Here is a 12,643-nt window from a genome sequence, read left to right as displayed (position 1 = left end):
TGCGTTCAAACTTTGCCTTCGCCATTCTCGCCTCGCGCCTCGCAGGTTAAAGGGGCCATCGTCGACCCGGATCAACGTCGCGCGGCATTTATTGGAGCGGGACAGGAAAATCAAGCGCCAGATCCGGTTTCGCCGCCGCCTTGGCACATCCCCTGAAGTGCGGCCCATTCCTCGCCGGAAAGCAGCGGATCGGGCCGGAAATCGTCAGGCACGGCGGACCGCGCCGCGGCGATCCTGTCGGACATTGCCGGATGGGCGAGGAAATGCTGCACAAGAGGCGGCGGATCACCGCTTTGCGACATCAGCCGATCGAAGAAGTCGGCAATCGCCGCGGGCGAGACACCTGCAGAGACGAGGACGTTGTGCGCATAGGCATCCGCCTGGGCCTCGGCCTCCTGGGTATAGTCGGCAGTCATGATGCGCTCGGCCAGGAACAGGACGATCGCGCCGCCGGCGAAATCCCCGAACAGAAGCCCAAGGACGCCGATCGACCCGGCCGATCGCAGGGCGATCCGCGTCGGATCGCGTGCGGCGACATGGCCGATCTCGTGCGCGAGGACCGCCGCGACCTCCTCGGCGGAGCCGGCCTCCTCGATCAGACCGCGAAACAGGACGATCTGCCCACCTGGCAAGGCAAAGGCATTGACCATCTCGTGGTCGGCCACCGAGACGGCGAATGGCACCGGCTCGGGCAGGGCGTCGGACAGGCGCGCCTCGATCAGGGCCAGCGCGGTCAGGCCCTCGGGGTCATCGCACAGCCCGATGCCCATGCCCCCCGGATCCAGCGCCCGCCGGATATGGCCAAGCGTCGCCTCGCCCAGCGCGGCCTCTCCCTCGGGGGGAAGGGCCTCGGCCAGCCGGTCGGACAGGACCGGCACGAGAACCGCGATCATCAGTGCAACGGATGCCAGCGCCGACAGGCCCAGAAGCGCGATCCTGCGCCAGCGGACAGGATACACCCGCCGATGCAGCCTGTGGGCGCGGGCCCGGATCAGAAGTGTATCGCGGGCATCGAGCATGAGCCGGGCCGGATCGCCATCCGCAAGGCTCAGGATCAGCCCGTCATCCGGCTTTGCCTGATCGCGCTGCGCCCTGAGGGACAGGTAGGGCCAGCGGATGATGGCATCGCCCGCCCCCTCGATCAGCAACTCGGCCTTTTCGTCGTCGAACCTCAGCGTCACCTCGGCGGGAACAGGATGCGCACCGTCGAAATAGATGGCCCGCCCCTCATAGACAGGGGGCCGAGCGCCGATCGCAATGACCGTGCGCGCCGTCATATCGCGGCCCCCAGATCAAGCGCTTCGGCAAAGCCTTCGGCCCCGCGCGCCGCGGCACCCGGTCGCTGGGCGACGGCCTCGAGCGCGCCGACGCCCTCGAGCGTCAGAGATTCGGCATAGTGGCGCAGCATCGGCGCCGTGATCAGCGCATGACGCAGCACGCCCCACATCAGGAAGACCCCGAAATAGATCACGACGAACAGGCCGGCGGCCAGCCAGGCCATCGGCCCGAGAGAGAAAAGATCGAACGGGTTGGACAGCACCTCTTCCGGCAACAGCAAGAGTTGCGCCAGTGCAAGGCCCAGAACCGGCAGCAGCAACAGGATCAGGATCGCGAGCCCGCCATAGGCCACGATCCGTCCGATCCCGGCCGGGCTGGGCCGGGCGGCGAGCTTGAGGCCGTCGAGCCGCTTTTCAGAGGCCATGATGCCAATCGACCGAACCCGGTAGCGCAACGCCGCCGCGAGAAACAGCGGCACCAACGGCAGCAGAAGCCAGAATGCCCTTGGGTCCGCGGCAGCCCCCACAATCCCGGCACCCACGCACAGGAGGGCCGCCACATAGGCCGGCGCAAATGCGCGATATAGCATCAGCGCCCTGCCCCCCTGTTCGAACCTCGCCGTGCCGAAATAGGTCCGGTCGGTTCTGTACTTTTCGAGCCGGAAGGTCATGCGCGGCCACAGCAAGCCAAGCGAGGCAATGGTCAGCACCCAGTGCAGGCAGGCCCGCATCGCATAGCCCAAGGCCCCCGGCGCCATGCCGAACCGTATTCCGCGCCAGCGTGTCCGGGAGAGCGTATAGGCCCGCGCCCGATATCGCGCCCAGAACCACAGGGGAACGAGCAAGAGAATACTGATCGCATAGGCGGATTGCGGCGCGGCAAAGATCGACAGGCTCGCGAACATCACAAGCAGGTTCACGATGGCCAGCCAGAACGCAAGGATCACCACCGCGATCAGGAAGCCGGTGATCTTTTCGACACCGTCGCCGGTGTATTCCAGCGGATGCCCCCCCGGCCGGATCGAGGACCAGTACCACCGTCTCAGCCGTGTCTTGGCCCAGAAACGGTAGAACCCAAGGGTCAGGATCGTGGCGATCCCCGTCTTCAGCGCCAGCCCGAAAAGCCGCCGCCGCGCGCCTACGAACGCTGTGGAAACGACATCACTCATATGCCTGCGTCCGGCGGGATGAAGCAGTCGGCAAAACGCGCATTCCCATAGATGACGCTGCCTTGGGGGGCCTCGTAGCGGTGGGTGTAGTCGAAAAGCTCAATCTCGACTGCCGTATTGCTGAGCACGTCGCAACGATAGGCCTGACCGATCATCGTGCAATCGGGAGAGGGATCACCAGCAAGGCTTCGGATTTTCGATCCGTTGACGAACCGGTTCTCGCTCGGGAATTCGGACGTGAAATCAAGGTCGTCGCGATCATACAGATCGACACAGGGCGGGCCTTCGATACCACGGTGAAGCCAGATCTCGCCCCAGGGCACAAACACCACAGCCCCCGCTACGCAGGCCCCGACGGCCCAGAGGAGGATGCGCCGCCGCACCTTGCCTAGTTGAACCTGTTGTCCCGAGGAAAGCCGCGCGGCGCCATTCGTCCGGCAGCTGCCCTCTTGGCCACGAATTCGGCAAGGTCGGTTTCCGTTCTGGTCCGACCCGCCGGATCATGCCAGCTCAGCCCCTGCTCCAGATCGAAGGTCGTGGCATCCGAAAGCCCGCCGTCCTTGTATTTCTGAAGCCGAACGCCCTTGCCCCGCGACATTTCCGGCAATTCCTCGATGGGGAAGATCAGGACCTTGCGGTTCTCGCCCACGACAGCCACGTGATCGCCCGCCACGCGCCGGCAGACACGGGCCACGACCTCGTCCTTGACGTTGAGCGCCTGTTTGCCCGCACGGGTCTGGGCCACGATCTCGGCCTCGGGCACGATGAAGCCGTCCCCCGCCGACGAGGCGACCAGAAGACGTGCCCCCGGTTTGTGAATGAAGAAGGACACGATCTGCGATTCGTTCGGCAGATCGACCATGAGGCGCAGCGGCTCTCCCATGCCGCGCCCGCCGGGCAGGTTCGCGGCAAGGATCGTGTAGAATCGCCCGTTCGAGCCGAATGCAAGAAGCTTGTCCGTCGTCTCGGCGTGAAAGATGAACCGGCCCTTGTCTCCGTCCTTGAACTTCAACTCCTGGCTCAGGTCGATATGGCCCTTCATCGCCCGGACCCAGCCCATCTCGGAACAGACAACCGTGATCGGCTCGCGCTCGATCATGGCCTCCATCGGCACTTCGGCGACCTCGCCCGCTTCGGCAAAGATGGTACGACGCGCGCCGCCCGGGGCGTCACGGCCGAACTGCTTGCGCGTTTCGCGCAACTGATCGGCGATCGTCTTCCATTGCAGGTCTTCGCTGTCGAGAAGATCCTCCAGCCCCGCCCGCTCTTCCATCAGGGCGCTCTGCTCACGCAGAAGCTCCAACTCTTCGAGGCGGCGCAGGCTGCGCAGCCGCATGTTCAGGATCGCCTCGGCCTGAACATCCGACAGTTCCCCTTCGCCGGTGGCGGGCAGCGGCGAGACGTAGTCGGCCTCGTCACGGGCGCGGACATGATCCTTGCCCCATTGCTCGGCCATCAGCGCGTCTTTGGGCGCATCGTCATAACGGATGATGTCGATCACGCGGTCGAGGTTCAGAAAGGCGATGATGAAGCCTTCGAGAACCTCCAGCCGGTGGTCGATCTTTTCCATCCGGTGGACGCTGCGGCGCAACAGGACGTCGCGGCGGTGGTCGAGGAACGCGCGCAGAACCTCTTTCAGGCTGCAGACCTTGGGCGTTAGCCCGTCGATCAGCACGTTCATGTTCAGGCTGAACCGGGTCTCGAGATCGGAATTGCGATAGAGCATTCCCATCATGACTTCGGCGTCGACGGTCTTCGAACGCGGCTCTAGCACGATGCGGATGTCATCGGCGCTTTCATCCCGGACATCGGCCAGAAGCGGAACCTTCTTGGTCTGGATCACCTCGGCCAGCCGTTCGATCAGCTTGGATTTCTGGACCTGATAGGGGATCTCGGTGACCACGATCTGCCATTGGCCGCGACCCAGATCCTCCTTTTCCCATTTTGCGCGCAGCCGGAACGCGCCACGCCCGGTGCGATAGGCTTCAGCGATGTTCTCTCGCGGCTCCACGATAACGCCGCCGGTCGGAAAGTCCGGGCCCGGCACGTATTCAAGCAATGTCTCGTCGCGCGCATTCGGAGCCTTGATCAGGTGCAGGCAGGCCTCGATCAGTTCATGCAGGTTATGGGGCGGGATGTTGGTCGCCATGCCGACGGCGATCCCCGAAGAACCGTTTGCCAGCAGGTTCGGGAATGCGGCCGGCAGAACGACCGGCTCGGTCAGCGTGCCGTCGTAATTTTCGCGGAAATCGACGGCGTTCTCTGTCAGCCCTTCCATCAGGGCCTCGGCCGCCGCGGTCAGGCGCGCCTCGGTGTAGCGGGATGCTGCCGGGTTGTCGCCGTCGACGTTGCCGAAATTGCCCTGCCCGTCGACCAGCGGATAGCGGACGTTGAAATCCTGCGCCAGACGCGCCATCGCGTCATAAATCGCGGCATCGCCGTGCGGGTGATAATTGCCCATCACGTCGCCGGAGATCTTGGCCGATTTCCGGAACCCGCCGGTCGAACTCAGCCGCAACTCCCGCATCGCGTAAAGGATCCGGCGGTGGACCGGCTTCAGGCCGTCGCGTGCATCCGGCAGCGCGCGGTTCATGATCGTGGAGAGCGCATAGGTCAGATACCTCTCGCCGATGGCGCGGCGCAGAGGCTCGACCGGATTCATGTCCGGGGCGTCATCCGTTTCGGGAGGTTCAGGAGTATCCGACATAGGATCAGCGATACACCGCGACCGCCCCAAGGTCTAGCGCCCCTCGCACCCGACAACACTACCTGCGGGCACGTTGGAAACATCTGCCAATGCGGCCAATCCGATGGGGGACAAAAAAAGTAAAAACTCCCCGTCCAAATCACGTTCGATTTCTGCTATTCGAAAAACAGACCATTTATTGTGATTCTGTGCGTTTGGGGGGCTTGGCCCGTGTGGAAATTCATCCTTGTGACCTTTGGGGTCCTTGGCTTCATATTCTATGAGCTGTCTGGAGGCTCTGATTTCGTTCCGGAGGAACGGCCACATCTGGCCGAGGCCGCGCCTGTGCCGGAACCCGAGGTAACCGCCGAGGAAATCCTGGCAATCGCTGGCAGAGACGAACGGCAGACCGACATCTCGATCCGCGACAACGGCTCCGTCACGCTGGCCTCGTCATCCGAAAGTAACCTTGACGGCGTGACGGCCCGCCTGTCCCAGCCATTGCGCGCGACAGATGACGGCGACCGGCCGGCTGTGTCGTTCGCCTCCCTTTCCGTTTCACCCGATGGCGTTCCCGTCGCGGAAACAGAGGATCCGCGTGTGTTCGATCCCTTCGCTGAAGAGGCCGTTGCGCAGGGGCCCAATGCCGAGACCCGGACGGTCGAGGCCTCCGCACTGAACGTCAGGTCCGGACCGTCGACATCGAACGCCGTGGTCGGGCGTCTGCTGCAATTCGAGATCGTCGAATTGCTGGAAGAAACGCCCGATGGCTGGGCCCGGATCAGGATCGAAGGCGACGGCGTCGAAGGCTGGGTCGCAAGCCGTTTCCTCGCGGATTGATCCCGTCACTTGCCGGGGTGTCCCCGCCGCAATAGATCTCCGGGATCGGATGAAGATCGGGGCGGCGCATGGGCGGAAAATCTGTACTGATCACCGGATGTTCCTCGGGCATCGGCTATGATGCGGCTCACGGCTTGCGCGCCGCGGGATGGCGCGTCTTCGCAAGCTGCCGGAAGCAGGAAGATTGCGACAAGCTGTGCGCCGAAGGCTTTGAAAGCCCCCGGATCGACTACGCCGACAGTGCCTCGATCAAACAGGGGCTGGCCGAGGTTCTCGAGGCGACCGGCGGCACGCTCGACGCGCTCTACAACAATGGCGCCTATGGCGCGCCCGGCGCGGTCGAGGACGTCCCCCGCGCGGCGCTGCGCGAGATTTTCGAGACAAATCTCTTCGGTGTTCATGAACTGACGACCCGCGTCATCCCGGTAATGCGGGCGCAGGGCCATGGGCGGATCGTCAATTGTTCCTCCGTTCTGGGCTATGTCGCGCTGCGCTGGCGCGGCCCCTACGTCGCGACCAAGCACGCGATGGAGGGTCTGACGGATGTCCTGAGGATCGAAATGTCGGATACGCCGATCAAGGTGATCCTGATCGAGCCGGGGCTGATCACCACCAGATTCCGCGAAAACGGCATCCCGCATTTCGAAAAATGGATCGACACCGAAAACTCGGCCCGCAAGGCGCAATATGACATTCTTCGCAAACGCATCTATGCCGAGGCCAGCCGCGGAAAACTCGACGCCCCCGCCTCGGCGGTGACCCGCAAGCTGCGACATGCGCTGGAATCCCCCCGACCGCGTCCGCGCTACCGGGTGACGCGGCTCGCGACTGTTGCGCTGGTGCTCCGGCGGGTGCTGCCGACGCGGGCCACGGACTGGATCCTGCGCCGGGTCTGAGACACGGGCTCTTTCCTTCGGGACTGAGCCTGCTACATCGGGCCGGACAAGGAAGGAATCCCCATGCTCAACGATCCGTTCTTCATCCTCGTGCTCGTCGCGGTCCTGATTGTTGCGGTCGTTCTGCTGGTCGGCGTCGGCGGCTTCGGCAAGGGCGGGGAGTTCAATCGCAAATACGCCAACAAGATCATGCGCCTGAGAATCGTGGCGCAGTTCGTGGCGATCTGCCTGATCCTGCTTTACGTCTGGGTCCGGCGCCAGGGAGGCAATTGATGGTCGTTCTAAACCGCATCTACACCCGCACCGGCGACGATGGTGATACCGCACTCGGAAACGGCGCCCGTGTGGCAAAGCATTCCCTGCGCGTGACAGCCTATGGCACCGTCGACGAATGCAACGCCACGCTCGGGCTTGCCCGTCTTCATGCCGAGGGCGAGATGGACGCGCTTCTGGCGCTGATCCAGAACGATCTGTTCGATCTGGGCGCCGATCTGTGCCGCCCGGAGATGGCCAAGGATGCCGAGGCGCCCTATCCGGTGCTGCGGATGTCGGACGCGCAGGTCGACCGGCTCGAGGCCGAGATCGACCGCATGAACGGCGACCTCGATCCGCTGCGCAGCTTCGTGCTGCCGGGCGGAACCGCGCTTGCCGCCTATCTCCACCTGTGCCGCACTGTCGCACGCCGCGGCGAACGGCTGGTGGTGGAACTGGCCACGATGGAAGAGGTGAACCCCGCCGCGGTGAAGTATCTCAATCGCCTATCCGACTGGTTCTTCGTGGCAAGCCGCGTGGCCAATGATGGCGGACGCGGCGACGTGCTCTGGGTTCCCGGCGCGAACCGGTAATGACCGCGCCCTGCCCTCGTCACGCGGGGGCAGCGGCGGCGCCTATTTGAACGGCGCCATGCCCGCGCGGGCCAGTTCGTCGGCGCGTTCATTCTCGGGATGGCCGGCATGGCCCTTGACCCATTCCCACGTCACGTCATGGCGCGCTGCCGCGTCATCAAGCCGGCGCCACAGGTCCTCGTTCTTGACGGGTTTCCTCGTTGATGTCCGCCAGCCGTTGCGTTTCCAGCCGCGCAGCCATTCAGTGATGCCGCCTTTGACATAGGCGCTGTCGGTGACGACCGTGATCCGGCTGGGCCGCTCCAGCGCCTCGAGGGCACTGATCGCCGCCATCAATTCCATGCGGTTGTTCGTGGTATCGGGCTCACCTCCGCTCAAGGGGCGTTCCTTGACGATGTCGTCGCCATTGCGCGCGATCAGCAGGGCGCCCCATCCCCCCGGGCCGGGATTACCCGAGCAGGCCCCATCCGTATAGGCGAACAGGTCAGCCATCGGCGGTCTTCCTTGCAAGCATGATGACATGGGGATCGATCGTGCCCGCCATGCCGCGCTCAGCGCCCTCGCGTTTCGAAAGGACGCTCAGGCCCGCGTCGTGCAGCATCCCCTCCAGTTCCGCTACGCCCACATAGACGTAGAACCGGCCCAGCGAATCACGACCGCCGCCCTCACCCACCTTCATGCCGATGGTCAGATGTCCCCCATCCACAAGACTGCGGGCGATCGCGGCCAGATGCCGGGGCAGATCGTCGCGCGCTGCATGAAGCAGGCTGAAGCTGGCCCAGACACCGGCATAGGCGGCCTCTTCCGTCAAATCATCGAATGTCGCACAGCGGGCCCCGATGTCATGTGTCCGGTTGGCAATCTCCACCATGCCGGGGCTTGCATCGATGGCATCGGGCCGCAGACCAGCATCGCGCATCGCCGCCGCCGCATCCGCCGGGCCGCACNGGGCCGCAGACCAGCATCGCGCATCGCCGCCGCCGCATCCGCCGGGCCGCACCCCAGATCGAGCACTCTGGCGCCCGGGGGCATCAGACCGATGAATTCGGCAAGCGCGCCACTGGGCTTTTCCGACCGAACCATCCGGGCGTAATCTTCCGCTTTGCGGTCATAGACGGCCCGGGTTTCGGGATCGACGCTCACAGGATCACCGGCAGAAATGTCACGACAACGATCGCCGTTAGAAGCAGACGCAGACGCATCCACCATTGCGGCGCCAGTCCCTGACGCCAGAACAGCCAGTCCAGCCCCAGCAGCCCGAGGAACCCGAAGACGAGGTTGATCCCTGCCGTGACCGGGCCGCCGCCAGTCATCAGGAAGGCCCAGAGGGCTGGTATGACGGACAAGGCATATCCCGCGGCTGCAATCCGGCCCTCCGCCTTGGTGGCGAACCCCCAAAGCACGCCGGACATGAAGGAAAGGATCACCGATCCGTAGAAAAGCTGCACATAGGGCCCGACGAAGCGCGACCCGATGGAATTGATGCCCGCCACAGCCAGTTCCGGGACAAGGAGGGTCAACGCGCCCCAGACGAAAGGGATCAACCCGGCAAGACCGAGGATCAGGGCGGATCTGGGGATCTGTGACATGGCGGCTCTCCGTCCCCGGCTTACCTAGCGCCGCTTTCCGGGCGCCGCCAGTGATGACGACGGGAGAAACGGTCGCAGAAGGCCGCTACTTCGTCATGCGCCCGCCGGGAAGAAGAACTGGGTCAGCCAGAGACAATGTCTCGGACATTTCGGGTGCGAGCCCCATCCGCGCGCACACGGCCTCTGACGGGGCATTTCCGGCGACGACCCCGGTAAAGACGGATTTCAGCCCCCTCTCCTCCATCAGCCCGACCAACGCATGGGCTCCGAGGATCAGAGACAGCCGGGACCCGCGATGATCCGGTCGGGTCGCCAACATGCCCCACCATCCGATATCGCCGAACTTGGGATGCGCCGGGTCGGCAAAGGCCGCACTTGCGGCACAGCTGACAACCTCGCCTTCCGGCGTCCGGGCGATCAGGCACAGCCCCGACCTGTCGCGCCCGTCGAGAACCGAGCGAACCGGCGGCAGGACCCCACAATCGAGCGCCATCTGCGCGAAAGCGGTCATCACGGGCTCCGGCGTCTCGGGTGTGATCCGCACCATTTCGATCCCGTCGGGCAGGCGCGCGCCCGCCAGAACCCGGCGCGCGGCATCAAGGGCATCGCCAGCCCCGCTCCAGCGGACATATCGGGTCACGGCAAAGCCGTGCGCCTCGGCGTCACTCTGCAATTCAGCGATGGCATCCGTATCGACGGCAGCAAAATGCGCGCTGCCCTGCAGGGCGACAAGGCTGCGCAGCAACGTGGGATCACCATCCTCGGGTGTGGCGAGCCCGACGGTCCGGCCATAATAGGTGAACCGCGGGTCTCCGCGCACGACATCGAACAGCGCCTTTCCTCGGGCCAGCAGCGCACGCTGCGCCTCTGTCCCGAAGAACTCGGTCCGTCCGTCGGTCACGCCGGTTCGCGCAGGACGCGGGGCACCTTGAATTCCACGTTTTCCTGCGCTGTCTCGACCAGTTCGACCGTCACGTCATACCTGTCGCGGAAAGCGTCGATCACCTCGTTGATCAGCACCTCGGGCGCCGAGGCCCCGGCCGTGATACCGATGCTCGAGATGCCCTCCAGCGCCCGCCAGTCGATATCGGTGGCCCGCTGAACCAGTTGCGAATACTGGCAGCCCGCCCGCGCACCGACCTCGACCAGCCTGCGGGAATTCGACGAATTGGGCGCGCCCACCACAAGCATGGCATCCGCCTTCGGCGCCATCGCCTTCACGGCTTCCTGCCGGTTGGTGGTGGCGTAGCAGATGTCTTCCTTGTGGGGGCCGACGATGGCCGGGAACCGCGCCTGAAGAGCCGCCACGATATCGGCGGTATCGTCCACCGACAGCGTCGTCTGCGTGACAAAGGCCAGTTGTTCGGGATCGCGCACCTCGACATGGGCCACGTCTTCGACCGTCTCGACCAGAAGAACCTCGCCCGGTGGCAACTGGCCCATGGTGCCCACCGTCTCGGGGTGACCCTCGTGGCCGATCATGATCATCTGCAGGCCGTTCTCGTGGTGGCGCTGCGCCTCGATATGAACCTTGCTGACCAGTGGACAGGTCGCATCGACATAGATCATCTGCCGCGCCGATGCGGCGGCAGGTACCGATTTCGGCACCCCATGCGCCGAAAAGATCACCGGCCGGTCATCGGGGCATTCGTCCAGTTCCTCGACGAAGACGGCGCCCTTGTCGCGCAGATCATCCACGACGAACTTGTTGTGAACGATCTCGTGCCGGACATAGACCGGCGCCCCCCATTTCTCGAGCGCCATCTCGACGATCTTGATCGCGCGGTCGACACCGGCGCAAAAGCCGCGCGGCGCGGCCAGATAAAGGGTGAGGGCTGGTTTGGTCATCGGGCTCTCCTGTCTCGTCCCAGACCTAGGGGCTTTGGGCCTTCGGGTCCAGAACCGGAACGTCCGGAAAAGACCCGGATGCGGCAGATCCGGCCGCACCGATCAGGCCAGAACCGGGAACCAATCCTCGCGCAGACGCTGACCGGGCTGCATGTCGTGCCCCGGAAAGGGCGGCGAGGTTCGGCCCGGTCGTTCGACATAGCGCGCATCATCGCCCACCAGACGCAGCGAAAAGGCCCGGCGCCGCTGGCCCGTTTCATTGCCCCGCGCGCCGTGCAGGACCTTGAAGTTGAAGGCCACCGCATCGCCCGGCTCAAGCTGCCATTCCAGAACCCGCATTCCCTCGGCATCGGGGTCCGGAACCTCCATGAACTCGGTGGGATCGGGGTAGAAATCGGTCTCTGCCAGCCAACGCTTGGGAAGGACGGGTTTCTCCCAAAGATGTGACCCCGCAACGCAGCGCAGGCTTGCCTCGCGCACCGGATCGAGGGGGACCCAGAAACTGACGGTCTGCGTGCCTTCGACAAAGTAATAGGGGCCATCCTGATGCCAGGGCGTGGGTTTTGACGTGCCCGGCTCCTTGACGAGGACATGATCGTGGAACAGCTGAACCCCGGTTGATTGCATGAGGGCTGCTGCGGCCGCGATGACGGCCGGGTCGCGCGCGGCGCGTTCGAACGCGGGTATGCGTTCCCAGTTGCAGTAATCGTCGAAGAAGCGGCCGGCCTCGCCGGGTTTGAGGTTCTCGGCGGCATAGGGACCGGGTGATGCCATGTTGAAGGCGATGCCTTCGCGCAACGCCTCCACGTGATCTGCAAACAGCCCCCGGACGACAACCGCGCCGTCACGCGCATAGGCCTGTGTCATTTCCGTCGATACCATCGCCATTGCCTTGCTTTCCTTCAGATTTCCCGGCGTGGCCAACCGGGTTCACAATTCCGTCTTGTCCGTCACTTTGCCTTGACCCGCCAGCAGGAGGAAGACCTATTCAGGACGTCGGGGGGAGTCGCGCCATGTCACACCGATCCATCAAACTTGCCAGCCTTGCCCTTGTTGCCGCGATAGCTGCGACCATCGCCGTTGTCACAGCGCAATCGATGACCGATCAGCCGGCCGGAATGTTGCCCTACAAGGATGCCTCGGTCGTCACCCGAGGCGAGGCGCTGTATGCCGTGCATTGCGCAAGTTGTCATGGGGCCGATCTGGAAGGCGAGGCCGATTGGCGCAGCCCCGGGCCCGATGGGAAACTGCCGGCCCCGCCGCATGACGAGACCGGCCACACCTGGCATCATCCCGATGCGCAGCTTTTCCAGATCACCAAATACGGCACCGAGGCGATGGTGGGCGGCAGTTACCGGTCCAACATGATCGGTTTTCACGACATCCTGACGGATGCCGAGATCATTGCGGTGCTGGCGTTCATCAAGAGCACGTGGCCCGAACCCATTCAGGCGCGCCATACCGAGATGAACCGCGAGCGGGGCGGATAGGCC

The 12,643-nt window shown here is 64.4% G+C and carries 15 protein-coding genes; 5 read left to right on the top strand and 10 right to left on the bottom strand.

Annotation, left to right across the window (positions count from 1 at the left end; all coding sequences use genetic code 11):
* Window positions 1-110: 110 nt before the first annotated feature.
* Genes EP376_RS12620 through parC form a run of 4 tightly spaced genes read right to left on the bottom strand, consistent with a single transcriptional unit; the run spans window position 111 to window position 5,108 of the window.
* Window positions 111-1,277, bottom strand: a complete 1,167-nt coding sequence (locus EP376_RS12620; protein WP_127655869.1) for a M48 family metallopeptidase — start codon at window positions 1,275-1,277, stop codon at window positions 111-113.
* Window positions 1,274-2,446, bottom strand: a complete 1,173-nt coding sequence (locus tag EP376_RS12615) for a DUF898 family protein (protein WP_127655868.1) — start codon at window positions 2,444-2,446, stop codon at window positions 1,274-1,276. Before EP376_RS12615 ends, EP376_RS12620 begins: the two co-directional genes overlap by 4 nt.
* Complete coding sequence (locus tag EP376_RS12610) at window positions 2,443-2,775, bottom strand: hypothetical protein (RefSeq protein WP_127655867.1); 333 nt, start codon at window positions 2,773-2,775, stop codon at window positions 2,443-2,445. Before EP376_RS12610 ends, EP376_RS12615 begins: the two co-directional genes overlap by 4 nt.
* Before the next feature lie 59 nt (window positions 2,776-2,834).
* Window positions 2,835-5,108, bottom strand: coding sequence for a DNA topoisomerase IV subunit A (gene parC, locus EP376_RS12605; RefSeq protein ID WP_238928865.1), 2,274 nt, complete (start codon window positions 5,106-5,108; stop codon window positions 2,835-2,837).
* 255 nt (window positions 5,109-5,363) lie between these two features.
* On the opposite strand from parC, the gene EP376_RS12600 reads away from it, so the two are divergent.
* The 4 genes from EP376_RS12600 to EP376_RS12585 all read left to right on the top strand — a co-directional run bounded on the left by EP376_RS12600 (window position 5,364) and on the right by EP376_RS12585 (window position 7,713).
* Window positions 5,364-5,972: an SH3 domain-containing protein gene (locus tag EP376_RS12600; protein WP_240652455.1), complete on the top strand. Its 609-nt coding sequence runs from the start codon at window positions 5,364-5,366 to the stop codon at window positions 5,970-5,972.
* Between the two features lie 68 nt (window positions 5,973-6,040).
* Window positions 6,041-6,868 (top strand): SDR family NAD(P)-dependent oxidoreductase, encoded by an 828-nt coding sequence (locus EP376_RS12595; RefSeq protein WP_127655865.1) that lies wholly within the window; start codon window positions 6,041-6,043, stop codon window positions 6,866-6,868.
* Between the two features lie 63 nt (window positions 6,869-6,931).
* The gene (locus EP376_RS12590) at window positions 6,932-7,141 is read left to right on the top strand and encodes a twin transmembrane helix small protein (RefSeq protein WP_127655864.1); all 210 of its coding nucleotides are present in this window, start codon (window positions 6,932-6,934) and stop codon (window positions 7,139-7,141) included.
* Window positions 7,141-7,713, top strand: coding sequence for a cob(I)yrinic acid a,c-diamide adenosyltransferase (locus tag EP376_RS12585; protein WP_127655863.1), 573 nt, complete (start codon window positions 7,141-7,143; stop codon window positions 7,711-7,713). The genes EP376_RS12590 and EP376_RS12585 overlap by 1 nt, the downstream gene beginning before the upstream one ends.
* A gap of 42 nt (window positions 7,714-7,755) precedes the next feature.
* Here the strand turns inward: EP376_RS12585 and rnhA are convergent, their stop codons facing one another.
* The 6 genes from rnhA to EP376_RS12555 all read right to left on the bottom strand — a co-directional run bounded on the left by rnhA (window position 7,756) and on the right by EP376_RS12555 (window position 12,038).
* A complete protein-coding gene (gene rnhA, locus EP376_RS12580) occupies window positions 7,756-8,205 on the bottom strand; it encodes a ribonuclease HI (RefSeq protein ID WP_127655862.1) in 450 nt (149 codons plus the stop codon).
* Window positions 8,198-8,632, bottom strand: coding sequence for a methyltransferase domain-containing protein (locus tag EP376_RS23310; protein WP_240652454.1), 435 nt, complete (start codon window positions 8,630-8,632; stop codon window positions 8,198-8,200). Before EP376_RS23310 ends, rnhA begins: the two co-directional genes overlap by 8 nt.
* Before the next feature lie 220 nt (window positions 8,633-8,852).
* The gene (locus EP376_RS12570) at window positions 8,853-9,302 is read right to left on the bottom strand and encodes a DUF3429 domain-containing protein (RefSeq protein WP_127655861.1); all 450 of its coding nucleotides are present in this window, start codon (window positions 9,300-9,302) and stop codon (window positions 8,853-8,855) included.
* A gap of 85 nt (window positions 9,303-9,387) precedes the next feature.
* A complete protein-coding gene (locus tag EP376_RS12565; RefSeq protein ID WP_127655860.1) occupies window positions 9,388-10,203 on the bottom strand; it encodes a GNAT family N-acetyltransferase in 816 nt (271 codons plus the stop codon).
* Window positions 10,200-11,150, bottom strand: a complete 951-nt coding sequence (gene ispH, locus EP376_RS12560; protein WP_127655859.1) for a 4-hydroxy-3-methylbut-2-enyl diphosphate reductase — start codon at window positions 11,148-11,150, stop codon at window positions 10,200-10,202. Before ispH ends, EP376_RS12565 begins: the two co-directional genes overlap by 4 nt.
* Before the next feature lie 102 nt (window positions 11,151-11,252).
* Window positions 11,253-12,038 carry a phytanoyl-CoA dioxygenase family protein gene (locus tag EP376_RS12555; RefSeq protein ID WP_127655858.1) on the bottom strand — a complete coding sequence of 262 codons (786 nt, stop codon included), beginning with the start codon at window positions 12,036-12,038 and terminating at the stop codon, window positions 11,253-11,255.
* 209 nt (window positions 12,039-12,247) lie between these two features.
* Between EP376_RS12555 and EP376_RS12550 the strand changes: the two genes are divergently transcribed.
* Entirely contained in the window at window positions 12,248-12,640 is a 393-nt protein-coding gene (locus EP376_RS12550; RefSeq protein ID WP_476723923.1) for a c-type cytochrome, read from the top strand.
* Window positions 12,641-12,643 lie beyond the last annotated feature (3 nt).

Source organism: Alexandriicola marinus, assembly GCF_004000435.1.
Classification (GTDB): domain Bacteria; phylum Pseudomonadota; class Alphaproteobacteria; order Rhodobacterales; family Rhodobacteraceae; genus Alexandriicola; species Alexandriicola marinus.
This window is presented reverse-complemented; position numbering and strand designations above follow the sequence as displayed.